Annotated in this window: 24 protein-coding genes; 8 read left to right on the top strand and 16 right to left on the bottom strand. The window is 29.6% G+C overall.

What is annotated here, in order from left to right; genetic code table 4:
- Positions 1-157: 157 nt before the first annotated feature.
- Positions 158-448 (bottom strand): restriction endonuclease subunit S, encoded by a 291-nt coding sequence (locus CJF60_RS05300; RefSeq protein WP_214608176.1) that lies wholly within the window; start codon positions 446-448, stop codon positions 158-160.
- A 3-nt stretch (positions 449-451) separates the two neighbouring features.
- On the bottom strand, positions 452-1,303 hold the full coding sequence (locus CJF60_RS02685; RefSeq protein WP_214608177.1) for a restriction endonuclease subunit S: 852 nt from the start codon (positions 1,301-1,303) through the stop codon (positions 452-454).
- 190 nt (positions 1,304-1,493) lie between these two features.
- Between CJF60_RS02685 and CJF60_RS02690 the strand changes: the two genes are divergently transcribed.
- A complete protein-coding gene (locus tag CJF60_RS02690) occupies positions 1,494-1,994 on the top strand; it encodes a Holliday junction resolvase RecU (RefSeq protein ID WP_084232047.1) in 501 nt (166 codons plus the stop codon).
- On the opposite strand, the gene CJF60_RS02695 is transcribed toward CJF60_RS02690, so the two are convergent.
- The 10 genes from CJF60_RS02695 to CJF60_RS02740 form a co-directional block, all read right to left on the bottom strand.
- Positions 1,991-2,266 carry an HU family DNA-binding protein gene (locus tag CJF60_RS02695; RefSeq protein ID WP_084232046.1) on the bottom strand — a complete coding sequence of 92 codons (276 nt, stop codon included), beginning with the start codon at positions 2,264-2,266 and terminating at the stop codon, positions 1,991-1,993. The genes CJF60_RS02690 and CJF60_RS02695 overlap by 4 nt on opposite strands.
- A 15-nt stretch (positions 2,267-2,281) precedes the next feature.
- The gene (locus tag CJF60_RS02700) at positions 2,282-3,304 is read right to left on the bottom strand and encodes an NAD(P)-binding domain-containing protein (protein WP_084232045.1); all 1,023 of its coding nucleotides are present in this window, start codon (positions 3,302-3,304) and stop codon (positions 2,282-2,284) included.
- 3 nt (positions 3,305-3,307) lie between these two features.
- Positions 3,308-4,618: a ribosome biogenesis GTPase Der gene (gene der, locus CJF60_RS02705; protein ID WP_084232044.1), complete on the bottom strand. Its 1,311-nt coding sequence runs from the start codon at positions 4,616-4,618 to the stop codon at positions 3,308-3,310.
- Positions 4,596-5,258 (bottom strand): (d)CMP kinase, encoded by a 663-nt coding sequence (gene cmk / locus CJF60_RS02710; RefSeq protein WP_084232043.1) that lies wholly within the window; start codon positions 5,256-5,258, stop codon positions 4,596-4,598. The genes der and cmk overlap by 23 nt, the downstream gene beginning before the upstream one ends.
- Before the next feature lies 1 nt (position 5,259).
- Entirely contained in the window at positions 5,260-5,673 is a 414-nt protein-coding gene (locus CJF60_RS02715; RefSeq protein ID WP_084232042.1) for a hypothetical protein, read from the bottom strand.
- 98 nt (positions 5,674-5,771) lie between these two features.
- A complete protein-coding gene (locus CJF60_RS02720) occupies positions 5,772-6,119 on the bottom strand; it encodes a thioredoxin family protein (RefSeq protein ID WP_084232041.1) in 348 nt (115 codons plus the stop codon).
- Between the two features lie 9 nt (positions 6,120-6,128).
- Positions 6,129-7,679 carry an APC family permease gene (locus CJF60_RS02725; protein ID WP_084232040.1) on the bottom strand — a complete coding sequence of 517 codons (1,551 nt, stop codon included), beginning with the start codon at positions 7,677-7,679 and terminating at the stop codon, positions 6,129-6,131.
- Between the two features lie 13 nt (positions 7,680-7,692).
- Positions 7,693-9,345: a ribonuclease J gene (locus CJF60_RS02730; protein WP_084232039.1), complete on the bottom strand. Its 1,653-nt coding sequence runs from the start codon at positions 9,343-9,345 to the stop codon at positions 7,693-7,695.
- Between the two features lie 90 nt (positions 9,346-9,435).
- Positions 9,436-10,419, bottom strand: a complete 984-nt coding sequence (locus CJF60_RS02735; RefSeq protein WP_084232038.1) for an NAD(P)H-dependent glycerol-3-phosphate dehydrogenase — start codon at positions 10,417-10,419, stop codon at positions 9,436-9,438.
- The gene (locus tag CJF60_RS02740; protein WP_084232037.1) at positions 10,412-11,608 is read right to left on the bottom strand and encodes a hypothetical protein; all 1,197 of its coding nucleotides are present in this window, start codon (positions 11,606-11,608) and stop codon (positions 10,412-10,414) included. The genes CJF60_RS02735 and CJF60_RS02740 overlap by 8 nt, the downstream gene beginning before the upstream one ends.
- A 120-nt stretch (positions 11,609-11,728) precedes the next feature.
- Here CJF60_RS02740 and CJF60_RS02745 point away from each other — a divergent pair, with 120 nt between their 5' ends.
- Complete coding sequence (locus tag CJF60_RS02745) at positions 11,729-12,382, top strand: hypothetical protein (RefSeq protein ID WP_084232036.1); 654 nt, start codon at positions 11,729-11,731, stop codon at positions 12,380-12,382.
- A gap of 53 nt (positions 12,383-12,435) precedes the next feature.
- Here CJF60_RS02745 and CJF60_RS02750 read toward each other — a convergent pair whose 3' ends face one another.
- Complete coding sequence (locus tag CJF60_RS02750) at positions 12,436-13,104, bottom strand: hypothetical protein (protein ID WP_159444195.1); 669 nt, start codon at positions 13,102-13,104, stop codon at positions 12,436-12,438.
- Between the two features lie 71 nt (positions 13,105-13,175).
- Here CJF60_RS02750 and CJF60_RS02755 point away from each other — a divergent pair, with 71 nt between their 5' ends.
- The 6 genes from CJF60_RS02755 (at position 13,176) to p42 (ending at position 21,587) form a co-directional block, all read left to right on the top strand.
- Positions 13,176-13,472 carry a hypothetical protein gene (locus tag CJF60_RS02755; RefSeq protein ID WP_084232034.1) on the top strand — a complete coding sequence of 99 codons (297 nt, stop codon included), beginning with the start codon at positions 13,176-13,178 and terminating at the stop codon, positions 13,470-13,472.
- A complete protein-coding gene (locus CJF60_RS02760; RefSeq protein ID WP_159444194.1) occupies positions 13,462-15,099 on the top strand; it encodes a DAK2 domain-containing protein in 1,638 nt (545 codons plus the stop codon). Before CJF60_RS02755 ends, CJF60_RS02760 begins: the two co-directional genes overlap by 11 nt.
- Positions 15,099-16,097, top strand: coding sequence for a phosphate acyltransferase PlsX (plsX, locus tag CJF60_RS02765; RefSeq protein WP_084232032.1), 999 nt, complete (start codon positions 15,099-15,101; stop codon positions 16,095-16,097). The genes CJF60_RS02760 and plsX overlap by 1 nt, the downstream gene beginning before the upstream one ends.
- Before the next feature lie 3 nt (positions 16,098-16,100).
- Positions 16,101-16,802 carry a ribonuclease III gene (rnc, locus tag CJF60_RS02770; protein ID WP_084232052.1) on the top strand — a complete coding sequence of 234 codons (702 nt, stop codon included), beginning with the start codon at positions 16,101-16,103 and terminating at the stop codon, positions 16,800-16,802.
- Between the two features lie 100 nt (positions 16,803-16,902).
- Positions 16,903-20,469 (top strand): lipoprotein 17-related variable surface protein, encoded by a 3,567-nt coding sequence (locus tag CJF60_RS02775; protein WP_084232031.1) that lies wholly within the window; start codon positions 16,903-16,905, stop codon positions 20,467-20,469.
- Positions 20,470-20,471: 2 nt separating this feature from the next.
- Positions 20,472-21,587: a gliding machinery protein P42 gene (p42, locus tag CJF60_RS02780; RefSeq protein WP_084232030.1), complete on the top strand. Its 1,116-nt coding sequence runs from the start codon at positions 20,472-20,474 to the stop codon at positions 21,585-21,587.
- 196 nt (positions 21,588-21,783) lie between these two features.
- Here p42 and lysS read toward each other — a convergent pair whose 3' ends face one another.
- The 3 genes from lysS to CJF60_RS02795 all read right to left on the bottom strand — a co-directional run bounded on the left by lysS (position 21,784) and on the right by CJF60_RS02795 (position 26,057).
- The gene (gene lysS, locus CJF60_RS02785; protein WP_084232029.1) at positions 21,784-23,250 is read right to left on the bottom strand and encodes a lysine--tRNA ligase; all 1,467 of its coding nucleotides are present in this window, start codon (positions 23,248-23,250) and stop codon (positions 21,784-21,786) included.
- Position 23,251: 1 nt separating this feature from the next.
- Positions 23,252-24,391 carry a pyridoxal-phosphate-dependent aminotransferase family protein gene (locus CJF60_RS02790; RefSeq protein ID WP_084232028.1) on the bottom strand — a complete coding sequence of 380 codons (1,140 nt, stop codon included), beginning with the start codon at positions 24,389-24,391 and terminating at the stop codon, positions 23,252-23,254.
- 61 nt (positions 24,392-24,452) lie between these two features.
- Positions 24,453-26,057, bottom strand: a complete 1,605-nt coding sequence (locus CJF60_RS02795) for a TrkH family potassium uptake protein (protein ID WP_084232027.1) — start codon at positions 26,055-26,057, stop codon at positions 24,453-24,455.
- Between the last annotated feature and the right edge of the window lies 1 nt (position 26,058).

The following is a 26,058-nucleotide window of genomic DNA, read 5'->3' on the forward strand; positions in this document are numbered from 1 at the left end:
TGTCTGCAGGCTTTTTATGATCAATTTTAGTTTTTTTGTTTTTCTTCATAATGATTTAATTATAACTAAAGAATATCACCTTTAAAAAATTTTCATTTTTTTCACATTTGAAATAAAAATTGGTTCATGAAGATGGACCAATTAGTGTGTTTTATGATTAAGAAAGTGTTAATAATTTTTCACGATAATATTCGTATTGCTGCCTTCTCATTTTGATTTCTGCGGGTAAACCTTCATTGATATCTGAAGTTAATTTGCTGAATTTATCTAAGATATTGACAATGCGATTTTGTTCTTCTAAAGAAGGAACAGGGATTTCTATTTGAGAATATTTTGAAATTCAGTGCCGTTGATGATCACTTTTGGATATTTCATAATCAATCACTTTCATAGCGTAATAAATGTATCTAAAATTATTCTCACTGTTCTTATTAACTAATATTTTCATTGCTTAAGACTTAATCTTGAAATCAAAATCTACTCAATGCATTGATGTTGTAAAATCATCAAAAATCATGACAGGATTTTCTTTTGAAGCATTATATATTCCTTCTTTCTCATTTGTGTATCCCAAAACAAAAGTCTTTCCTGCAGTTAAAACTGGTGTTTCATATTGATTTTTATACTCATCACTTTTAACAATAAATTTAGTTGGCTGTATGTAATCAATAAGATCATCCAATTTAATTCATTCAGTATTATCTGATTTTTCACCTTCAAAATTTAATAGATGATGTAGATAGTAGTTATATTGTTTGTTTCTAGCTTCCAGCTCCGCTTCCAGCTCCGCTTCCAGCTCCGCTTCCAGCTCCGCTTCCAGACTCGTGAATTCATCAAGTATTTTAACTATTTTACTTTGAAGTTCTAAAGAAGGAACAGGGATTAAAAATGTTGCAAGTGCATTTCTTTCTAATGCAGGAGGAAATGCTGTTGCTCTTTTTAAATTAATTAAATCTTGCTGTTTAGATTTTAAATAGTAATATAAAAATCTATCAAGTAGTGAATTGCTTTTAGGAAGTAAAACAAAGCAAACATCCATTGCTCAGAACTTTTCTCCTATTCAGTTAACATGGCCTGCAGCACCATATTTTATGACTGTTACAACATTTTCAAAATTTCAATTATTGTAATAACCAGTTGCTTTTACGCCGCCACCCATAACAGGATATTGAAAGTTATCATTCATCATCGCTTTTGTAATTCTGCTTCCAGGTTTGATAGTTACAATCTCTTCTAATTTATATCATTCAACTTTTTTATTTTCAATTTCATGTTTAATTATTTCTAGAATTTTAAAACTCATTTTAATCCTTAATAAATTTTCTTATTACAAATAAGTATAAATTATAAAATGCTTATTTTTTAATTTTTACAACTTGGTTTAACTAGGAAAATAAATAACTAAATTAAAAATTAAATAAGCAACTTTTAAAAAATCATCTCAAGATTTTTTAAACATTTTAGGCTTATTTAATTTATGATAACAACTAGATATGAATAATAAAGTTGATAATTATATATCGCAAAATTCTAAAAACAAGGGAATGTTTTTAGAATACTTAGTCATTAAAACAATTGATTATTATATAAGTCATGATATTGCCTGATTTGAAAAAAAGAAAACACCTGTCAAATATAATTATGCAAATGACGCTAATACAAAAGTTAAATTACTTAAAAGCACAATTGATTTTTATGGAATTTATAAAGGTAAATATGTTGCCTTAGAAGCTAAAACTTTTGAGGGTGATAAATTTTTAATTAGCAATTTAAAAGCTCATCAAAAAGAGCATTTAAAAACTATTAATAGACATCAAGGTCATAGTTATTTAATTATTTATAGTGAAAAAACATCACAAATTTATTTATTAAATTTTTCTAAAATTGAAAATTTAAAAATAAAATCACTCTCAATCGAGTGATTAAATTTAAATGCCTTTATTCTAGAAATTGAATTTCCAGGAATTGTTGATTTTTTAAAATATTTAGTTTAAAAATCAACAACTTCTTTAATGTGTTTTGAAGGTGAAAACTTCACAACTCTTTTTGCAGCCACACTGATAACTTCTTTAGTTATCGGGTGGTGCGAAGTTTTTTCAGCTCTTACTTTAACACTGACACTTCCTAGTGGACCTAAAGGTATTTTTTCTTCTTGAATTAAACCTTCACGAATAATGAATCAAGCTGATTCTAAAACTTGATTAACAGTACCTTTATCAAGTCCACTGTGACTTGTAATTTTTTCAATTAATTCTTTTTTTGTCATTACTTTTCTCCATTTCTAATTTTCATCTTCAAGAGTAATTTCACTCTTGACAAATTTTTCAACTGCTTCTTTTGGCGTTAAATCACGGTGCAGTAGATCAAACATTGTATCAATAATTGGCATGTGCAATTTATAAACAGTGTCATTAAAATGCTTAAAGAAAATTAAAGCATCAAAAGGTGATCTGATTTTTGCAATACTTAAAACTCGCTTGCCTTTTTTAATCACTTCTTGAGCAATTAAAAAATTGTCACTTGTTTTTGAAAAAGTAAATAGCAAAATATTAGGAAGTGATGATAGCGATGTAAATGTTTCCATTCTGCCACCATAAGCGTGATTAAAACGTTGCACTTCTTTTGCTAGCCGTGTCACAAATGCTGCTGTTAAGCATTCATCAAAACCTATTGCATCTAGCATCCCAACTGCGAGCTGTGATAGTTGTAAAAAATTTGTAAAGACTTCTGAACCTTTAATATCTGTATTGATATAAACTCTAAAATTCTTCTTGCCAATTATACTACGAACACTTTTTGCAACTTCAACATTTTCTGAAACTAAAGATGAAAACTGAATATCACCTTTATATAAAGATGATGCTCGATACATGCCACTTAATGCCATGATCTCGATATTTTTATTTAACTTATGCTCGGTATTTTCATATTCAAGTAAGTCTCTAAGATGGTGTTGTACATTCACTTTTGACTCAGGAAAATTACCGTTGTATGTCGTTATGAAAACTGCATTATCCTTCATATATTCAAAAACTTTTGGGAAAAAATCTCGCATATTTTTTCTCGAAATTGTTGAAATCACAATGTCTGCATCATGCACTACATCTTTTAAGTTATTGCTAACTAATAAGTTAGCAATTTCTAGATCTTCATTAAAAAATTCACTAAAGCGATGATTTTTAAATTGCGAAACCGTTTTATCTGACAAGGTAAATGCTTTGATATTAAGTTCCTTTTTGTCACTTAGATGTTTTGCAAAGGCTTGTCCCAGTTCTCTAAAACCAATAATAGCAATATTATTCATGTTTTAAGTCCTCCTTTTAAAAATTAAATTTATTGGTGTACCTAAAAAATCAAAGTATTCTCGAAGTTGATTTTCTATGTAACGTTTGTAAGAAAAGTGCAAAAATTTTACATCATTTACAAAAAAAATGAACGTTGGAGTTTTACTTTCTGCTTGGATCGCTCGAGCGATTTGTAATTGTCCACCGTTAAAAGAAGGGGCTGGTTGCATGCTTTGCATGTCGACTATCAATTCGTTTAATAATTGCTGCTTGATTTTGCGATTAATATTGTTTTTAACCCTAATTATCATCTCTTTAAGCTTATGGATTCTTTGCTTTTTAAGAGCACTTAAAAATACAAAAGGCATCCAACTGACAAAAGGATATTTTTCTTTGAGCTTATTTTCATAATCTCGCATCGCATTTTGGTCTCTTTCGATTAGGTCTCATTTATTTATGACTAAGATGATCGGTTTATGGCGCTCATCTGCATAACCAATTAAACGGGCATCAAAATGCGATAATTCTCTAGTTGCATCGATCACTACTAGTGCTAGATCAGAATCTTCCAAACTATCAATTGCACGCATTAAAGCATAGTGATCAACTGAATCAACTAGCTTAGATTTTTTCAAAATCCCTGCTGTATCAACTAAAAAAAACGGCTCATCTTCGATAGTTATAACTTCTTGAATAGCATCTCTAGTTGTCCCTGCAATATCAGAAACGATTGCTCGTTCTTCATTTAATAAGGTGTTTAAAAGTGAACTTTTTCCACTATTAGGCTTACCGATAATTGATAATTTGAAATGCTTATTTTCCTCAACTTGACTGTAGTCAATGTTATTGACGATCAAGTCAAGAATCTCGCCAATACCTTCGCCGTGCAAAGCACTAATTGTAAAATAATCTTCAAAACCAAGGCGATAAACATCATAATCAGGGTCTTGATTAGCTTCTAATTTATTGCTAACTACATAAATTTGTTTGTTAGATGTTCTTAAGATTTGAGCGATTAATAAATCACTATCATCTAAAGCATATCTACCATCGACTACGAAAATTATTTGTGATGCTTCAGTGATTGCGATCTGCGCTTGAAGTCTGATTTGCTCTGCAAAAGGTTTATCACTGATTTCAATTCCACCTGTGTCGATAATGTTAATTGACTTACCGTTTCACTTAAATTCTTCGTATAAACGATCACGGGTTACGCCAGGTTCATCATAAACAATTGATTTTCGCTTACCAACTAAGCGATTAAAAAGTGTTGACTTACCAACATTAGGTTTACCAACGATTGCTACCTTATTATTTGCCGCTAATTTTTTCATTCACTAGCTCCAAAATTTTTGTTACGGTTTCATCAAATGTTAATGAACTATTATCTAAGACAATCACACCTTCAGCAATATGTAAAGGATCGACTTCACGAGTTGAATCTTGCATGTCACGGAAATTAACTTCTTCTAAAACTTTTTTAAAGTCTTTATGAATGCCAATAGTTTCGTTTTGTAAAGTTCTTCTTAATGCTCTTACATCAGGGCTTGCCTGCATAAAAAGTCTAAGTTCGGCATTAGGCGCAACTTTAAAAGTTGTGTCACGACCTTCTAAAATGTAGCCTTTGTTGTGCTTGACTAAGTTAGTAATATAGTTATTAACATGGTTTCTAATTTCTGCATGTTTAGAAATTTCACTGGCTTTTTGTGAGATGGCTGGGTCTCTTAAAAACTCTGAATAGTTAACACCGTTTAAAAATAAATGCTCATCATTTTCATATAAAAAATTGAGATTAGCAAGTTCTTTGATTAACTCTTCAACTGACCAGTTTTTTTTCATCATTTCATAAGCTAAAGCTCGATAAAAACTACCCGTATTGATAAAAACATAATTTAGCTGCGTGGCTAAAATCTTACTAATACTACTTTTACCTGCACCACTAGGTCCATCGATAGCGATATTGATTTTCTTCATCTTATTTTTCCTCTTCTTTGTTTTTTAAATTTAGTTTCTGGATTTTTGATCGCAGTGGTCTTTGGTCTCATGAAATAATACTATTAAAATATTTATATTCAAAAAAACCTTCTTGAAAAGCTGAAGAATAATTGTTTGTAATCAAATCAACTAAAACTTTTTCAGAAGCATTTTGAATTTTTTCAATCTCTTTTAAATCAAGTGAATCATCTTCATATTGCTTATTTTCTGAATAGTTAATTACAAATTTATTTTCTTTCAAAAGTTCAATTTCAAAATTTTTGATATATGCTTTTGAACCATCATAAATCTGTTTTAAGTCTTTGTCAGATCTAATTAATGACAAACGTAAATTTTCTTCTTGCCAAAAACTATGGCGTGTTTCTTCAAACTTTTTAATTCTTTTATTAGACACGATTTCCTGCTTTGTTTTATTATTACATAATATAGGGATTTTGAAAAAAGGAAAGTAAAAAATGCAGTCAAAAACTGCATTTTCGCTTTTTTAGGCTACTATTTTAAAGCAGCTTGCACTCAACCATCAAGCATATCTAGTGAACAGTATTCAATATGCTCGTTTAAAACTTTTCCATCTTGTAATAATAAGTGTGTTGGAATTCTTTTAACATGGAATTTTGCTTTTTCATTTTTATATAAATTTGCTTGTTCAGCATTTACTTTAATGAATTTAATACGTTGATCATCAATGTATTTAGCTCTTAGTTTGGCAACTGTTGGCGCCATCATTTTACAATCACCCCATCAGTCTGTAACGATTTCTAAAAAGACTAAACCTTTATCAATTTGATGTTCAACATCTTCTCATTTTTCTCAATCTCATTGTAATAAATCTTGTGACATTGTTTGCTCCTATTCAAGTGGATTATCAAAAGGGATAGTTTCGAGTAATCCAGTTTCTAATTTTTCTTTGGGAAGTTTCACTTCTTTTGTTGCACTAATTCAATCATCACCTGCAACACGTTGGTCACCTTGGTGTCAATTTTTTCTATGTTCAAAAGTATTGAAACCATTGTCAAAATTATTAATTTTTGCTTGCTCTCGTTGTTGAATTTTGCGCTCAATTTCTTTTTTAAATTCAGCGTAAAACATATCATTTTCACGATCAAGTTGCTGATTTGGTTGCTTTTGTTGGTTGTTGTTTAAATTTTTAACATCAACAAAAACACTTCCATCGTGTGCTAGCATTTCTTTAACTAATTGAGGCATAGTTTTTTCTAAATCTTTTGTTTTGTTAGTGCTTAGAATATCGTCCTCAAAACTTATTTTAGCATTATTTTCAACTTTTGGTAAAACTATCTCATCTTTAAATAAATTAGTTTTTGGCTGATTTTGTGGGCTAAAAATAACTTTTTGCTGATTTTGCTGTTCTTTATAAGCCTGTAAACTCTCTTCTTTTATAAAGGAATTTTCACGAGTTTGATTATTCCTAATAATGTCAAAAGTAACAGTTTTTGGAGTGAATTTGCCTGTAAAATCACCTTCATAAGTACCAAGTTCTTTTTGAGCGATTTTAATTTCTTCTGCTCTTTTTGCTTCACTATCAGTTAAATCCGTTCTTAGTTCATCAGTTATATTGCGGCTAACTGGATTTTTTAAGACTTTATCTTCAGGCGTTTCTCCCATTAGAATTTGAGTGCGTTTTTTAATAATTTCTTGCTCTTTTTTAAGTCTTCTTTTTTCTTTACTTTCAAGATTTTTTAACTTAGCGTCTAATCAAACATCTTTATATTTTTTAAAGATTAAAAATCTAAATCAGTATAAAAAGACTGCAATTGTAAGTAGTGCTAAAAATAAATAAAGCATGTAATTATTATAAGAAGCAGATAAAACTGTAAAGATTCCGTTAATAAAAAAACCAAAATTTAAATAGTTAGGTAAGTATGCTAAAGCTTCTGCTCTTTCCAAAACAAAGATGTTGGTTTCCTTATAATAACCGTTTGTAAAACTATTAAATCATTCAAAAAAGTAGAAGTTAAAAGGGTCTTGTCTTTGCTCTAATTGAGGGTATAAAATATTTCCCTGAATAGCAATCACTGCCAAAATTATAACGCTACATAAAAGTGAATAATTTAATAAGTTAACCCTTGAAAAAAAGATCTTGAAATAGTAATTCCTTGAATAATAAAGCTCTTTGAGCTGCTTATGAAAAAGTAAGCGAATACCTTTTCAAATTCATCATAGATAAATTACTATCCCAAATTCACCTAGTAAAAAGCCAAAACTATAGCCATAAGCTGTTGATAAAATGAAAACGTTAGTTAAATAATTAAGAATTGATAAGAAAATTGCAATTAAAATTAAACTGCTACCCTTAAAATAATTGTCTTCTGAAACAAAATAAAAAAAACTTCTCAAAGGAGAATGTTTAACACCTGTTTGTGAGCGTTTTTCTTTTTTCATTTTTCCTGCTTAATTATACTTTATAAAGACTAACAATTACTGTAGGTTCTTTTTCAATTTTTTTGAAAATACGTTTACGTACTCTATTTCTTAAAACTTTTTGCAACTCTTCATAAGAAGAATCTAGATTTTCATAATAGTTTTGCACAAAAATCTTTCTAACTTCTTCATCAAGTTCATTTTTCTTAGAACTTGCGCCTAAACCAACATAATTAATATCGATATCTCCAACTAAATGGCGTTCTTTATCAACCAAAACACTGATTGTGACAACTCCATTGCGAGCTAGTTTTTCTCTTTCAGAAATAACTTCATTTGAAACATCACCTAATCCAAAACCATCAACTATTTGATCACCTACTTGGACTATTTTTTTAGTTTTATTTAGTAAGTTTGTTTTTTCAAAATAAGCAATTCTACCATTTGCTAAAACTAGTGAATTATTTTGGTTATAACCTAAATCTTTAATCTTATTTAATGCTGAAATTTGGTGTCTGTATAGCCCTTGAACTGGAATAAAATATTTTGGTTTTAAAGCTTTAACAACTTCTCTTAAATCATCAGTTGCAGGTCGATGTTGGTATCTTTGTGATTCATCAACAACTGTAATTTTTTTAGTAATGTGAGCAATTTTATCTAGTGTTAAAGCTGCTGTAGTTTCAATTCCATTAATGGGTGGAGCAAGCATAATTACATTATCTTTCTCGTTAATTTTTAAATAAGCGTCTAAATTATCTGTAATTCTAATGAAACGTTGATATAAAACTTCAACTGTTGCAGTTACAAAAACAATTGCATTATTTAATTTATTAAGTCTACGATGGTCTGCTAATTTTAACTCACCAAGGAAAGGTTTTTTATTTACAAAGTATTTATTATTCAGAAGTTTTAACTGATTATCAAAGGTTTTTCCATAAATTACGATAGGTCTTTTTAACTCGTATGCTAATTCAATCAACTCCATCAAAGTTGTCATTTCTTCATCATAAGCACCAATGATAATTCTTTCATTTGGATCAGTTTTTTTAATGATTTCTTTGATGTGTTCTGGTGTATGAATTTTTTCATTTGCAAAACCTTTGTAGTTACTTCTACCACTATCAAAAACAAGTGCTAAAACGTTTTTTGAAATAGATTTTCTGATTAAAGGTAGGTTTGTTTCGCCAAATAATTCGCTATTACCAACGACAAAATTGTGCATGAAAACAAATGAACCTTGTTCAGTTTCAAAATTGAAACCTAGTGTTCCAGGAATTGCTCCATAAACTTGAAAAGGTTTTAATGTGACATTCCCAAATTTTTCTTCCTTGATTAAACTTTTAACATTAACTTTTGTAGTAAGTTTGTATTTGCTTAATCTTTCTAAAATTGTTGAATTATTAAATGGACTTGTGTAAATTGTCACATTTGGAATTTGCATTAAAAACCATGGAAGTGCTGAAAAAGAGTCATTTTTAGTATCTGTAATAAAAATTCCTGCAATTTTTTTAGCATTTTTCTTTAAATAATCAACATTTGGAGTGATTGTATCTACTCCATAATGTGTTGAAATAGGAACCTTTGCCCCCATATTAACGATAAAAATGTGTTCTTTTGTTTCTAAAACATAAGAATTTTTACCGTTTTCGTCAAGCCCACCTAGGGCATAAAATGATATACCTGACATCATTACTCCTTAAATATTAAGTTTGTACATTTGATTATGTGAAAGTATTTTAAAATATACTAGTTCAACTATTGTACTTTATTTTAGCATTTACTTACTTAAGAAGTCTAATAAATCTCGGTGACTTTTATTGCCGTAGCAAATCTGATATAAAGAGTTTAATAGTGGAAAATCTTCAAGATTATTATTTAATTTTTTACTAATTGCTAGTAGTGAAACAAAACCTTCAGTTGTAACTGACTTATGAAGTTTAGTTGCTTCTTCAATTCCAAGTTTTCCAATTTCATAGCCAAAACTAAAATTACGTGATTTATTTGATGTTGCGGTCAAAACAAAATCACCAAAAGCAGCTAATTCTGATATGGATTCAGGAGTAATTTTTTCAACTTGTTTTAAATAATGATTGGTTTCTTTAAAACCTAAAGTCAGAACTGAAACCAAAGTATTATAAGCATCATGCATTGCTTTTGTCATACCAGTTGCAAGTGCATAAATATTTTTTAAAACTGAGTATGTTTGTAAAGTTATTAAATCTGTATTTGGAATAACTTTAAAATTTTCGTTAGTAAAAAGTTTAGCAATCCTCTTGTTATACTCTTCATTTTCTGAAACTATATTAATCATTGTTAAATTTTCATCAAAAACTTCTTGTGCAAAAGAAGGTCCAATTAAGGCAGCATAATTATTAATAATGTGACTAAAATCACTGGTTAAAGTTCTGCTTAATAAATCATTTTTTTCAGCATCTAAACCTTTAGATAAATTAATAAAATTGAATTGTTTATTTAGTTTAAAATCATCTATTTTTTTCAAAATAAATCTTGTTGCTTTTGAAGGCGTTGCTAAAATAATTAAGTCAACATTATTCAAAACATCTTCTAAATTTTTAGTAACCAAATTTGGAATTTTATGCATCTTTTTTTGATTAAAATATTTTGTGTTTGAACCTTGTTTTAAATCATTAATTTCTTGATCATCAATCCCATAGAAATTAACTTCATGATTGTTTTTTAATAGTACATTTGCAAGTGCAGTTCCGTATGCACCAGTACCTATAAAAGAAATTTTAGCCATTAGTTTCACCTACCCATTTGTTTATATATTCACTACTTAAAATTAAGTTGTTTTTTGTCTTTTGTTTTTGCATTTCAAATTGATCATTTTGAAATATATTTAAGTCAAAAGGTTCAATAATTACATCATCAATTTTTTCACTATAAACTAGTAAAAAATTGTCTCTAGAAATTATTTCGAAAAGTCTCGAAATCACCGTGTTTTCCGTATAAATGTTATCTTTAAAAAAATAATCAATTAGTACAATTTGCGACTTATTTAACATACAGAAAAACAAGTAAATTAATAGACTTTCTGACTCTGTTAATTCAGACATTTTTTTATTAATTATGTTGTCTAATTTTCAAATATCATTTAGCTGTTTTAATAACTCTTTTGCATACTCTGCAATAGGTAAAATTTGATTATGTAATAAATCAATTGTTTTTGCATAATCACTATCTTTTTTAATAATTTCTCTACCATATTTATTACTTAAAGATTTTTCAAAAAACTTTAAATCTTTGCGTTTTTGCTTGTATTCTGACTTAATATTTTTGATTGCATCTTGTTGAGTTTTTAATAAAGTATTTGATAATAAATTTACCTTCAAAATTTTGATTCTTTCATTTAATTCTTTTAATGAAATAGACATATCTTTTTCAGTAAAGAAACCTTTTTTGATATTAAATAACATCTTATAATTTAGTTCAATATCATCGAAAATAAAATTGTATTTTGCATACGCTTCTTCATAATAGGAACTCATTGATTTTTTTAAATATGCAATGCAATCTTGATAGTCTTTTAACTCTTCTTCCTTTGCTCCATTAGCAATAAAAATTAAGTTATTTATTTGTCATTGCAAATGCTCAATCATTTCTTCATGATCTTCTTTAAACTTTGAATTTGAAAGTAGTTTCCACATCAAGAAAGTTGTCACAGTATCATTATTTGTGTAATTTAGAAAATTAGAATAAGATTGTACATCAAGACTTTCTCTTTCAAAATCTTCAATCATGACATTATTGACTTTTAAAATTCCGGGCGATTGTTTTGGTTTTAAAAATAAATCAAATAATTGTAAAGCCTGTTTTCTATTATCAGAAATCAAGTAATTTGCTCTTCCAGGTTCTAGATTAATTGATTTAATTACCAGATCTTTATTAAAGATCGCATTCGTTAAAGTGATGTTATTGATTTTAAGCATTTTGTTCCTTTAGGTGTATTTAAAATATTTTCTGAAAAATTATCCATATACTTGAATTTTATATAAAAATATATAAAAACATTTGATATCATAAAAATAGAATTGAAATGGAGACAAGTTATGGCAATAAAAAGAATTAGTCGTTCAGCTGACCTTTTAGACCTAAATAACACTGCAGTTATTGTTGGAATCAAAACAAATAGCATTGGTAACACAGGTGCTTTTGATAATGAGCTTTATGAATTGGAAAAACGCCGCAAGGAAAATAGACAGTTTTACCACAACATCTTAACAAATGAAACTAAATCAGACACTGAATTGTTATTAGATCAAAGCGTCGAAGCAAAATTTATTAGACAACAAAGCAATGTTTATTTAGATCTATATAATGATTTAAAAAGATATTCAACTGAAAAGTTAATGGACTTTGTTGAGTTTTACAAAATGAATATTGAAGATGTGAAGGCTTTTCATTTCTTAATTTTAAATAAAACAACTTTTGCATCATGATTCCAAAACATCGCTGAACAAATTTTAATTTTCAAAACAAAAGAAGTATTTTACAACATGGCAGATGCCTTATCAACTGAACGTGGCTTTGATATTGGTGAAAAATGAGTAATCGATGCCACTAAAGCTTTAATTAATTTCATCACTCGTGAGTATTTACCTTCAATTAAATCTAACTACTTTAGAGATTGACAACTTGCAAAAATTAAATACTCTCGCTTTTTAGAAAGCGGTGGAATTAAAAACCTGCATTTTGATGAATAATAAATAAATTTATTTACGAACCTATAGGTTCGTTTTTTATTCATAAAATCAAATTAGTAAAATAGTTTAATTTCAGCAGGCACATAAACACCTTGCAATCTAAAAAGATCGACAAAAATACGGAGCATTTTTAAAGTGGTCGCTTGCGAAGTTGTTTCTAGAAACTCTGAAAAACTTTTTTCTAAACTATGAAAACCTTTTAAAAGATGTAATTCTGTTTTTTCAAGGCTATGCAAAGCACAAACAAAACCACCTTTTGTAATATCTAAAAAAATTATTTTTTTATAGCTATCACAAACTACGCAAGAATGAAAATTCATCTCAAAACCAAAAGGTTTTGATAACAAGAAAAATAGGTAAACAAATAGATAAATTGCTTTAGTTTCATTTGTGAAATTAAGTAATAGTAAGATAAAATTATAGAGTTCAGAATTAGTTTGCTCTAGTTGATTTAATAAGACCAAAACAATTGGTCAAAAAATCAAGTTAAAACTAGTTTGTTGATCGTATCTAGTGATTAAATGGGCAGTTTTTAACTTTGATAAAGAAGTTATTAACCTAGCAGCAAAATACTCAAATTCAATGACTGAACCTTCGATTAAATTTAACCGATTTTTACTATTTACTTGTAAAATACCTCTTGCAATCATAGAAATAATTTCCTTTTCAAAAAGTACTTTGATAATTCCATCTTTTTGATTATGTGGTACAATTTTTAACAAAATCCCGCTTTTTATTGTAGTTGCCATCTAAGTATATGATAACCAAAAAGCCCCTATAGGAGTAATGATACATGGAAAATTTTTTACAAACACTAGTTAGCAGTGCTGAGTCATTAATTGGCTTTCATAGTTTTGTTAATCTAACAAAACCTGAAAGCCAAGAGATTAACCCTAATTTTCCAGGAATTGCTTATAAAGTTGAAAATAATTTTTTAGATTTAACTATTGCTTTGAATTTTTTTTACCAAATCAAAGTTAATATAATTATTAGAAACTTTGAAAATTTAATTAATCAAATTGCTCCTAAGTTTAATTTGAATTTAAGAAATGCAACATTTATTGTGGAAGGAATTAAAGATGAAAAATAAAAACGTTTTAAATGCTTTTGAATTTAGTAGATTATTTATTTCTGGATCAAATAATTTGCAAAATTATAAAGATGAAATCAACCACTTAAATGTTTTTCCAGTGCCTGATGGTGACACTGGAAGCAATATGTCAGCAACAACTTTTGAAGCAGCCGATGTGATTAAAAATAATCAATATAACACTATGGATGAATTATCTTCAAAAATTTCTCGTCAGATGCTACTTAGTGCTCGCGGCAATTCAGGTGTTATTCTTTCGCAAATTTTCAAAGGCTTTTCTTTAGCCTTTGAAAACAAAAAAGAAGCTAGTTTAGTTGATTTTATTAACGCTATTAATGAAGCACAAAAAAAGGCTTATGAATCAGTTTTAAAACCTGTTGAAGGAACTATTTTAACAGTTATTCGTGAAACTAGCGAAAGACTAGTAAGCAAAAAAAATAGTTATAAAAATTATGGAGAGTTACTTGATGATTTAGTTAAAGTTGCTGAAATTTCATTAAACAATACACCTAATCACTTAAAAGTTTTACGTGATGTAGGTGTTGTTGATAGTGGCGGGCGTGGTCTTTTAGAAATCTTTAAAGGCATGAAAGCAGCTGTTAATGATCAAGATATTCAAATTAAACAAAGTGATGAAAAACATGGTGGTGTTTTAAGTATTCATGAAGATGTTTTTGAAGGCGAATTTGGTTATTGCACTGAATTCATTTTGAAATTAGATAAAGTTGAAAACTTTAAGAAAGAAAAGTGAATTGAGAAATTTAATAAGTACGCTGATTCATTAGTTGTCATTCAAGATGATAACATTTTAAAAGTTCATGGTCATACTTTACGCCCTGGAAAATTGCTTGATTTAGTTCAAGGTTTAGGTGAATTTGAAAAAGTTAAAGTTGACAATATGACTTTGCAAGCCCAAAATTCACGCAAAAATGTTGAATCAACTCAGGAACTTTTATTAGCTCAAGAAGCAACTAAAAGTGCAATTATCAGTTGTAATCTAGGTTCAGGTTTTGTTAACGAAATGAAAGAACTAGGTGCATCACAAGTGATTGTTTCCGAGCAAACACAAAATCCTAGTGCTAAAGAAATTATCGATGCAATTCGTAAAACTAAAGCAGAAAATGTTTTTATTTTACCTAATAATGGCAATGTAATTTTAGCAGCTGAACAAGCTGCGCAAATTATTGATGATAAAGTTGTGCAAGTTATTCCAACCAGAAATCAAGTTGAAGGTTTTATTGCAATTCAACATTTTTCAAATGAAAATAATTTAGAAGATAACCTAGAATTAATCGAAGAAGGACTTGATGATTTAAACGTAGTTGAAGTTGCTCAAGCAACAAAAACTACTAAATTTAAAGGTGTTAAAGTTGATGAAGGCGATTATTTATGTATTGTTAATGGTCAAGTTATTAATACAAAAAGTGATAAAATAAAAGCAGCTATTTATTCCTTAAATGAAGTTATTACAGATAAGACTGAAATTGCTTATATTTTTTATGGTGATTCTGTTTCACTTTCTGATGCACAAGAAATTGAAAATTATCTAAATAACAACTATGATATAGTAGTGGAAATTAAAAGCGGTAATCAAAGCATTTATCAATTTAGTATCGGAGTCAAATAATGCAAAAATATCACCTAGCAATCGATGCCATTGGTAATGATTTAGGCTATCAACCCTGAGTTGAAGCCATAGAAACATTTAAAGAAGCAAATCCCAATTTTGCTTTTACAATCGTTGCCGATGTTGAAAAAATCAAGCCGTTATTTAAAAATTTTGATAATCTAAATTTTATAAATAACCCTGAAAAAGCAACTTTGGATAACGTTTCTTTGCGCCAAGCGCAGAAGCAATCAAGCAGTATGAAAACTGCCTTTGAATTGCTTAAAGATAAAAAAGTTGATGCGATTTTATCTGCAGGTGATACAGCGATTTTGCTTGCTCATTCAACCTTTGTTTTAGAACGTTTAACTGGTGTTGATCGCCCTGCTTTCATGCCAGTTTTTCCCACAATTAATCAAGGTCAAAAGTTTTTGATGTTAGATGTAGGTGCTAACTTAGAAGTTAAACCTTCTTACATTTATCAGTGAGCAAAATTAGCTTTTATTTTTAGTAAAAATGTGCTTGGAGTAAAAACTCCAAGACTAAATATTTTAAATATTGGAACCGAAGACTATAAAGGCTTTGCTTGACACCGAGAGGCTTCTCAATTAATTGAAGCTGACCAAAACCTAGCACCTTTTTATAAAGGTTTTTTAGAACCACGTGAATTAATGAACGGAGTTACTGACATCGTGATCGCTGATGGCTATGCTGGTAACATGGTTTTAAAATCTTATGAAGGAGCAGTTAAAAGTTTTGGGCAACTAATCAAAAGAGAAATAACTGCTTCATTTATGAAAAAAATGGGAGCCTTAATTTTAAAGGGTGCTTTCAAAAATGCTAAAAACGTTTTAGACCATCGCAATGTAGGTGGAGCCTATGTTATAGGTGTCGATGGACTAGTCGTAAAAGCACACGGAAATAGCGATAAAACGGCGTTTTTAGGTGCTTTAGGACAAATAAAAAACGCCTTAGAAAAAAACATTATCATGCAATTTAAAAATGCAATTAAAGAGTAAAATATGCCATTAACAGTATTAGAGACAGAAAAACATAAAACACTAATTAGTAGGTTAAAGTCATTTGGATTAAGAGTTGATGCTTTCACGATCAATAATTATTCACTTGCTTTCATCCACAAAACTTTCGAAAATGAATCACCAATTAAAGGTAATTATGAAATGCTAGAATTTCTTGGCGATTCAATTTTGCAATATATTTGTGCAAGATATATTATCGAAAATATCCAATTTAAAAATCCAGGAGATGCTTCACTTTTAAGATCTAAAATTGTTGGAACAACAAATTTAGCTAAAGTTTCTCAGGAATTAAAATTAGATGAACTAATTTTTAAAGGTCATGGAGCCAGAGATTTAGAAAAAAATGAAAAGGTCTTAGCAGACATTTTTGAATCACTTGTTGCTGCAATTTTTTATAATGAAGGTGAAGCAAAAGTGATAGATTTTCTAAAAAAATATCTTTTTGTAGATACTTTTGACCTAACTCAATCTTTAAAAGATCCAAAGACACAATTTCAAGAAATTGTGCAGTCTTTTAGTCATAAAAAACCTGAGTATCGTTCAGAATATATACCTGAAACAAAAGAGTGAGTAACAACCTTAATTTATGATGAAAAAGTCTTTGGAAAAGGTGTTGGTCATAACAAAAAAGAAGCTGAAGTTTTAGCTGCTCAAGAAGCTTTAAAAATTCACTTTAGCAAATAAAATATAAAAAATGCTTTTGGATTAAAACCACTTAAAAATAGTATAATTAAAGAAAATTTTTAATACTCATTTTATGAGTATTTTTACATAATGGAGAAACATGAAGAGAAAAGTTCTTATTATCACGGCAGCATCTACTTTAGTAGCAATTCCTGTAGTTGCTGGAATTGCAGCAGGAATCGCAATTAATGCTCAACCTAAAAGTGAAGGTACAATTAGCCCTGAAGCACGTAAAAGTAGAGAAGCTGAAATTGCTGTTTTTAACAATCAATGAGTAAACGCACCTGAATTTACTGGTACAACAAATGTACCTTTACAAGCAGGAGTTGTTAATAGTTCATCATTATTGACACTAGCAAATTTTAACATTACTTCTAAAATGCCTGAAACAGATTTTAGTTCACAAGGGTGAACAATTACAAAAGATAGTTTTGCAGTTGCAGGAGTTAACGCAGTTGAATTAACTTATACTATTTCAAGAAAATTTGATACAACTGAACCAGTAATTAGTGGTCAATTTAAACAACTAATTACTGGTTTTAAAGTTGATGATGCAAATGCAGTGCAAAAAATCATCAGCGAAAAACCAAATTTAACTTGAGCAACAGTTGATGGTAAAGCACCTACTACTAAAAATGCTGAAGAAATTACAGTTGCTGATTTTAACTTGCCAAAATCACAATTTGGTGAAACATATTCACTAGCAATTGCAGCGACAACTCCTAATACAGTAACTGTTAGAGTTACTGTAACTTCAGGTAATGAAACAGGAAGTTATGACTATGTTGCAACTGGAGTTTACAATGTAATTCAGGCAGGAGTTAATAACTATTTCCATAATGGTTCTAGTTATGTACCAACACTTTCATGAATTTCTTCTTCACCACAAAAATCAATTCTTCCTTCAGAAATTAAAAATTATACTAAAGCACAATTACAATCAAGTTTTAGATTATCAAGTGCAAATCTTACAAATCAATTCACTCTACCTACTGGTGAATTAATTCAATTTAATAGTGAAATCGATTCTTATGCAAGTGATAATAATGGATCAGGAACAGTTACTTTAAAAATCGTAATTTCTCCTACTGCTGCTAATCCTAATCAATTTGATAACGTAGAATTATTTGTTCCTTTAATAGGATTTAAAACATCTTTAGAAGTTTCTCAAGAACAATTAACTAATTTTATTGCACTGATTAACTGAGCGCAAACTAATTTAGCTGCGCAAACACCACATGGATTATTTTCTAATCAATTCGTTAATGTTGATGATAATTTAATTTATGGTTCAAATGATGTTGAAAACTTCAAACGTACCTTCAATAGTTCACAAGCATTTGCTGAACTTTCATTTAATAAAATTGCTGGTTTATTCAGTACATATGCTAGCCAATTACCTCAAGATTTACTAGCATTTTATAACCCACAAACAGAGCAAGGGCGAGAAAACTTTGCTTACATTAGAAATTTTGGAGTTGAATTAACATCTGTTCAATCAGATTCAACTAATCCCACTTCAGCAACAATTACAGTGCTTTTAATTGACAAAATTTTAGCTAATTCACAAAAAAGTTTTACAGTTGCAATGCGTGGATTTTTATCAGCAAGTGACTTCAAACTAGTCGATTCATATAATAATGCCCAAGAAGCAAACGCTAATTCATTATTATCAATTACCTACGATTCAAGTATTCACGGTGATAAAGCAAGTTTAAAACCATCAGAATTATTGACATTAATTAATGGTTCAAATGCAACAGTTGCTACTAAATTAGAAAGCTTAAAAAAGGTTTTTGCAATTAGTCAACCTGCATCAACTAACGGTGTTGAATTTGAATTTACAACTTCAACAGGTGATGGAACTACAGGTGAAATTGCTGATGCAAATGATACATTAGGTATTTTTAGTTTATATTTAAATATAAAACTAATTAATGGTCAAAAATATAGCAAAGTAATTACTTTCGAAGAAAATGGTTTTGTTTCAGATGCTTTAAACACTAACCGTTTAATCGCAACAGCATATAATACAAGATTACAGCCTTCATATGTTGCGGTTTCTGCAGGACAAGGTTCAACTGCAACTAAAGAAAACACCTTACCTTCTGCTTTAACAACTAATAACTTTCAATTTAGTCAAGCAGATTTAGTTGCTGCAGGAATTGATCCTAGTTTATCTTTATCAGTTGTTTCAATTACACCAGATCCTGATGCTGCAATAACAGGAAAAGTTAGTGGTGAAGTTGAAGTTAAATCATCAACAGGTGTAGGAACTTTACGTAAATATACATTCACTGCAGATGGTTTTAAATCAACCTTAACAGATAACTTAATCGCTATTAGAAATGAAATTTCTTCACTAGGAAGCGCTGAATTAACCGAAGGTTCACAATTTGTTTTACCTTCACAATTACAAACAGCAAACTTTACAATTTCAAGTCCTAGTGCTGTAATTGGTTCTGCAGATAATATCGAATATAAAATTGAAACTATCACTAAAATTAATGATGTTCAAGGTTTAGCAACCTTAACTGTTTTAGCAACTAAAGGTGAAGGTGATGCAAGAGCAAGCCACCGTTTTGAAATGCAAAAAACAGGGCTATTCACCATGAAAGCGCTACTTAATAAGAAATTTACAGACAACAAAGTTAACTTTGATCTGAAAAACAAAAAAACTTATTTACCTTCAGAATTAGCAGCCTTAAAAGCAGGAACTTCTATCGATGTTGATGCTAATAATTTCCCATTAGCCTTCTTAAATGCAGTTGAATTAATTGCAGGTGTGCGTGAAGCTAGTTTACCAAACATTACTTTTAACCTAGTAAGAAATGGACTTTCAACAGTTAATGAAAGTACACCAGCAATTACTAATATTAGTGAAGCAATTACAGATATTGATGATATTGCAGGTACTTTAAAAGTTAGAATGTATCTACAATTAACAACTACAACTGCAGACAATGGACAAAGTTCAACCATCTTCAGCGATCCTTTTACAATTACAGTTCCTAAAACAAGTGGGTTATTATCAACTTCAGATCTAATTGCAACTTACTTAGAAACAGAAGTTGAAGTTGGAAGCATTCATTTACAAAATAATAGTACAACAGTTGCTAATTCAACTACACCAGCAGACATGGTTAACGTTACAAATCTAGTAGTTAATCCTGCAACAGCAGTAGTAAAAAGTCCTTTTGGAAATGTCTCAAAAAATATTTCACTAACAGCAAGTGAAATCGTAACTGTTTCAAATTCTAATGAAGAATTAACAGTTAAAATTACAGGTGAATCTTCAGGTGCAACATCTTCAAGAGAATACACCTTAACAGGATTTATGAATTCTAATGCTGCATTAAGTGCTGCTATTAGCAAAAAAGTTGTACCTAACTTTACGCCTTCAGCAGGACAAACTAAACAAAACAGTGCTGTTTCAACCTTGACAATGGCTCAATTTGACTTTAAAAACGTTGCAGGTTTAACTGAAACAATTGTTAATGGTGAACCAGTTTATAGTGATGTCAATGGAGTAGTTCATAGAGTTAACGGAATTGCTACAGGTGATGCAGCCCGTGCATCTGGAGAAGTTGAAGTTTCTGTATTATTAACAAAAGGAACAATTCAACAAACATATTCAGTAAAAATTACAGGGTTTCAAAAAGGATAATGATGAAGAACAAAAATAACTACTTACCAAATATTTCTGTTTTAGCTTTTGGTGATCATAAGACAAATGGTCTTTACAATATCAAAAGCGAATGAAGAGTAAATATTTCATACATGCGTTTTGGTGAAGCAGAGAGGAACTTAGAAGGCGTTTTATCTAGTCCAGAAATTTTTGTTTCATGAATTAAAAGAAAAAATTCAGAAGTTACCTTAATTGAAAAACCACTTATTACTTTGCAAAAAAATCAAGAAGTAATTAAAAATTTTCTAGGTAAAACAGATGTTTTAATTATCCCTTTAAACACAAGAGATCTTGATTCAATTAACTATGCGAGAGAATTTCTAAGATACATGAATGACAATAATATTTTAGTGTTTTTCATTCAAGTAAATTCAATTGTAAATAGTGTAAAACTTACTTCTGTATTAAGAGATTTAAGAAACCTAATAACTGCTAAAAAAGCAATTTTAATTGACTTGCATGAAATTCATTTAATTGAATCTTTTGTAAATCCAAGTATTTTAAAACGTGATCAATATGTAATTCAGGGATTAAATTCAATTTCAGAATCATTAATTGGAACCTTTAACGACATTACTAATAATCCACAATTATATGCAAGATTAAAAGCTTTATCTCTTACTAGACAAGACAAAAATCCTGATGTTTGATTAGTTTCACAAGGAACTTCAAACGATAAAGAAGACCGTTTTGAAAAAGCATTATTTAAAGCATTAACAAGTTCTATTTTTAGGGGTGCACACTCTGCAAGTGAAAAATTCTTTTTAATTGTTCAAGGTACATTCTTAAACGAAAACAAAATTAAAAAAGTTAAAGAAGTATTCAAACGAGTTGTCGGTTCACATGCAGAAGTCATGATCGGAAGAGTCTCTGCAGATTATGAATTTGAAAATGTTGTTACTATTACAATTTTTGCAAGAGACATTAATCGAGCAAAATTATTAGATAACAGCACCGACTTAAAAACATCAATTAGAACATCTTTAATGAGAGTTGCAGATCTAATTCAAAATGAAGAAACAAGAGAATTCATTCTTGAAGGTAGCGACAGTAAATGAGAAATAGTTAGCGAAAAAGTTAACTTATCTTCAAAATAAAAAACGAATCAGCAAGTAAAATTACTGCTGATTTTTTTATATCCTGTTCTACTAATAAAATTAAAAATGTTATACCTGTATATAGTTTCAGAGATTTTAAAAAGTATTAACCTGTATATGGTTTTGGGTAAAAAATAATCCAAAACATAGTACATGTTGCTATTTTTAGAAAAATAAAAATAGTTCTTTTTAGGAACTATTTTTCATCTTTTAAAGTAGGGAATAAAAGTACTTCACGAATTGATTCTTGATTTGTAAATAGCATTACTAATCTGTCAATTCCAATACCACTTCCACCTGCTGGTGGCATTCCGTATTCTAGAGCATTTAAGAATGTTTCATCGATTTCAGTTGCTTCATCATTACCTGCTGCTTTTTCTGCAAGTTGATCTTCAAATCTTTTTCTTTGATCAAGCGGATCACTTAACTCGGTAAATAAGTTAGCATATTCTTTTTTAGCAATAAATAATTCTGCACGATCAGTAAAACGTGGGTCATGTGGATTTTTATTTGCTAGTGGAGAAATCTCAATTGGGTGACCGTAAACAAATGTTGGTTCTAATAAGGTTTCTTCGATTAGTACTTCAAATAGCTCGTTAATAATGTGCCCAACTGTATAATATTTTTCAATTTTAATCTTATGTTTTTTAGCAACTTCTAGTGCTAAATCTAACTTAAGATTTCTAAAATCATAACCAGTTGCTTTTGATACTGCATCAACCATATTTAAACGTTTAAACGGCTTTGTAAAGTCAATTTTAACACCTTTGTATTCAATTTGCTGCTTGTTTAGTTTAATCGCTAAATACTTGAAAACACCTTCTGTAATATCTAAAATACTTTCCATGTTTCCATAGGCTTGATAAAATTCAATTGAAGTAAATTCTGGATTATGAGTTGTATCAATTCCTTCATTTCTAAAAATTCTACCAATTTCATAAACACCTGCAAAACCACCAACTATAAGCTGTTTTAGTGGTAATTCAGTTGCAATTCTTAAATTGAATCTTTGATTTAGAGCATTATGATGAGTTAAAAATGGTTTAGCATTTGCCCCACCTAAAACAGAGTGTAAAATAGGTGTTTCAGCTTCAAGAAAATCTAGATTATCAAAATAATTTCTAATTAAAGAAATGATTTTGCTACGCGTTCTAAAGGTTTCTCTAACTGATTCATTAACAATTAAATCGACATAACGTTTACGATAACGCTCTTCCGTATCTTTTAAACCGTGAAACTTTTCAGGTAAAGCAATTAAGCTTTTAGTTAATAACTCTAAATGAGAAACTCTAACAGTCAATTCACCCTTATTAGTTTTCATAACTGAACCAGTAATATAAACAATATCACCAATATCTAATAGGTCAAATAACTTTTCATAATCAGTTAAGGTTTTACGATTAAAGTAGGCTTGCATTCTGCCATAAGGATCTTGAATTACAAAAAACGGCTCTCTAATTGTCATAATTCTTCCAGCAATTGTGACAATATGATTTTCAAGATGTAAGGCTTCTTTACTTCTTAAATTAAACAATTCATGTAATTGTTTACTATTATGTGTTAGTTTTTTGTTATCAAAATTATTTCAGGGATTAATACCTAAAGCACGAATTTTTTCGGCTTTTTCTCTTCTAACAATTTCTTGTTCACTTAGATTTTTCATATTAATCTCTTTCTTTTTCTTTAGCTTTCATTTTCACTTTTCTAACTGCTAAAGCCATTCTCTGAATAATATGATCTAAGTCATATTCATCAAGTTCACTTAATAAACCGATTCTAATGGCTGTTTTTTCTCAAAAGGTTAAAGCATTAGCAATATAAATGTGTGAATCCTTGAATAGCATATCTAGAAAATCTTGTAAGTTAATTGTGTCATTTTTGACAACAATTAAACTGCGTGATTTATGTTTTTCAGTTCTGACTACGTTTTCAAAACCGATTTCTAATAATTCTTTTTCTAAGTATTGATACTTTTTAACCTGATTTTTTTGCTTTGCAACTAAACCTTGCTTTAAGATTTCATCTAGTGATCTTCCTAAACATCTGATCATGCTAATAGCAGGTGTTTGAGGAGTAATTGCTACTGCTCTTGCTAGACTTTTAAATGGATCATTATATTTAAAATATCTACCTAGATTGAAGTATCAATTGTTAGTTGCTTTTGCTTTATAAAAGTTTTCATATGCGTATTGGCTAAAACTTACAAAGGAAACTCCTGGTGGCAAATTAAAACCTTTTTGGGATGCTCCTGCGACTGCATCAATGCCCCATTGAGTCATGTGTAAAGGGTTAAAGAGTAACCCCGAAATAGCATCTACACCAAAAAATAATTTGTATTTTTTGGCAATTTTTCCGATGCTTTCTAAGTCATTTAAAACTCCTGTTGAAGTTTCACTTTGAACTGCAAAAATATGAGTGATTTCAGGATTATTTTGAATGGTTCTTTCAATTATTTCAGCATCAACAGTTTTTCCTCATTCACTTCTTAATTCAATTACATTTAAATCTGCTGATTTTAAAATTGAAGCAAAAAGTTCTGAAAAATAACCAATATTGATTGCTAAAACAGTATCTTTTGGCTTAGTAAAATTTTGTGCAATTGCTTCTAGTGCAGCTGAACCTGATGCTGTTAAAACAAAACTTCTACCATTAGTATTATTAACAATGGCATTAATTTTCTTTTCGTTTTCTTGAACTAGATTGTCAAATTTGCTAGTTCTATGATGTTCAAGGTCTTCAAAAAGACACTTTAAAAATCTTTCGGGCACGTTTGTTGGCCCGGGTGCTAATAAATATGATTTCATAGGTGCAACAATTATAGCAATTTTTTTACTATTTTATAACATCTTCATACTGATAAAGACATTAACCGATTGAAATACCTTCTTCCAAATACTCGTAAGCATTTTCTTTGCGTTTTGAACTTCTTCAAGCAAGTACGGTTGAAGAAATTCCAAGCTGCCCGATAAACATAGTAAAGATAATTGCTAGCTGACTAGGTATATTTAAAAGTGGTGTAATTCCAGGGGTTAAACCTGTCGTTCCAAAGGCTGATGAGACTTCAAAAATAATATGATTAAAAGTAAAGATAGTTGTGTTATTGCCGTTAACTGCTTCAGAAACTTGTGAAGGAATTTGACCTCCAAAAACTGATAAAGAAGAAGCCACAACAAAGGAAATTAAAAAGACTAAAATAACTGATAAAGCAAGTACGACAAAACTCATGCGTACAGTTTCATCACTTATTCTACGTTTAAAAATCCTTACACTAGGTCTACCTGTTAACTTAGATCATAATGATAAAAGCACAATTGCAAAAGTGGTTGTTCTAATTCCACCACCTGTTGAAGAAGGAGATGCACCGATGAACATTCCAATACTTCCTAAAATTGTGCTAGCCTCTGTAAAACTACTAAAACTTGCTGTCTGAAAACCTGCAGAACGAGTGGCTGCCACATTAAAAATAATGTTGAAAACTTTATCTTCATACGAACCGTAAATCGGATCGTTTCAGATGGTATTAGGGTTTTTGCTCGTTGCTTCAAAAGCAATTGTTAAAACCACCATTGTGATTCCGACTGAAAAATAAGTTACTAAAGTTAACTTCGTAAATAGTGAAAAACGAATCTTGGGAAAATAAGTTTCTTTATTTTTTAAAAAATACGTATTACGTAATTTTTTAATTCAAATCCTAAAGTGCCTTGATAAATCATAAATAACAGGATAACCAATTCCCCCGATTACAAAGATTACAATTGTAAAAAATAAAAAGACATGATTTTGGTAATAACCAGCTAAAGAATGTGATGAAAGAATGTCAAAACCTGCGTTATTAATGGTGCTGATCATATGGAAAAACCCTTGTCTAAACGCCATTGATAAATCACCCGTTGCCACGATTCCTACATAACCACTACCTAATGATTCTGCATAAGTTGATGAAGGTGTACCGTAGTAGAAAAATAGTGAAAAGCCGATTCCGCCTATAAAAATGATCACTAATAAGAAAGTTATTGATGTAATAATAACTTCTGATAAAGCCCCAATATTAGCCGTTCCACGCTCTGTATTAACTAATTCACGCTCATCAACACCTGAATTAAGCCTTAAAACGTAGTTGAAAATGAAGATTTTTAAGGTAAAGACCCCAAAACCTCCAAATAATATTAAAATTGCAATCACGGCCTGGCCGCCCATAGTTCAAGAATCAAACGTACTTACCGTTACTAATCCTGTATCTGAAAAAGATGAAGCAGAGGTAAATAAGGCTGCCAAAAAACTAATATCTTTACCATCTTGATGCATCGCTGGAATTGATAAGATACCTGCAAAACCGATTGTTATTAATAAGTAAATGAAAAAAATATACCTTGAAGGGATGATTCCCCTTCTAATTTTTTGAATATAGAAAATAACTCGATTAAGCTTAGTTATTCTTAAAAGTTTCCTTACTCAAAATTTAAAATTCATA

Origin of the sequence: Mycoplasmopsis agassizii, assembly GCF_002272945.1 — a bacterium.
GTDB lineage: Bacteria > Bacillota_I > Bacilli_A > Mycoplasmatales > Metamycoplasmataceae > Mycoplasmopsis_B > Mycoplasmopsis_B agassizii.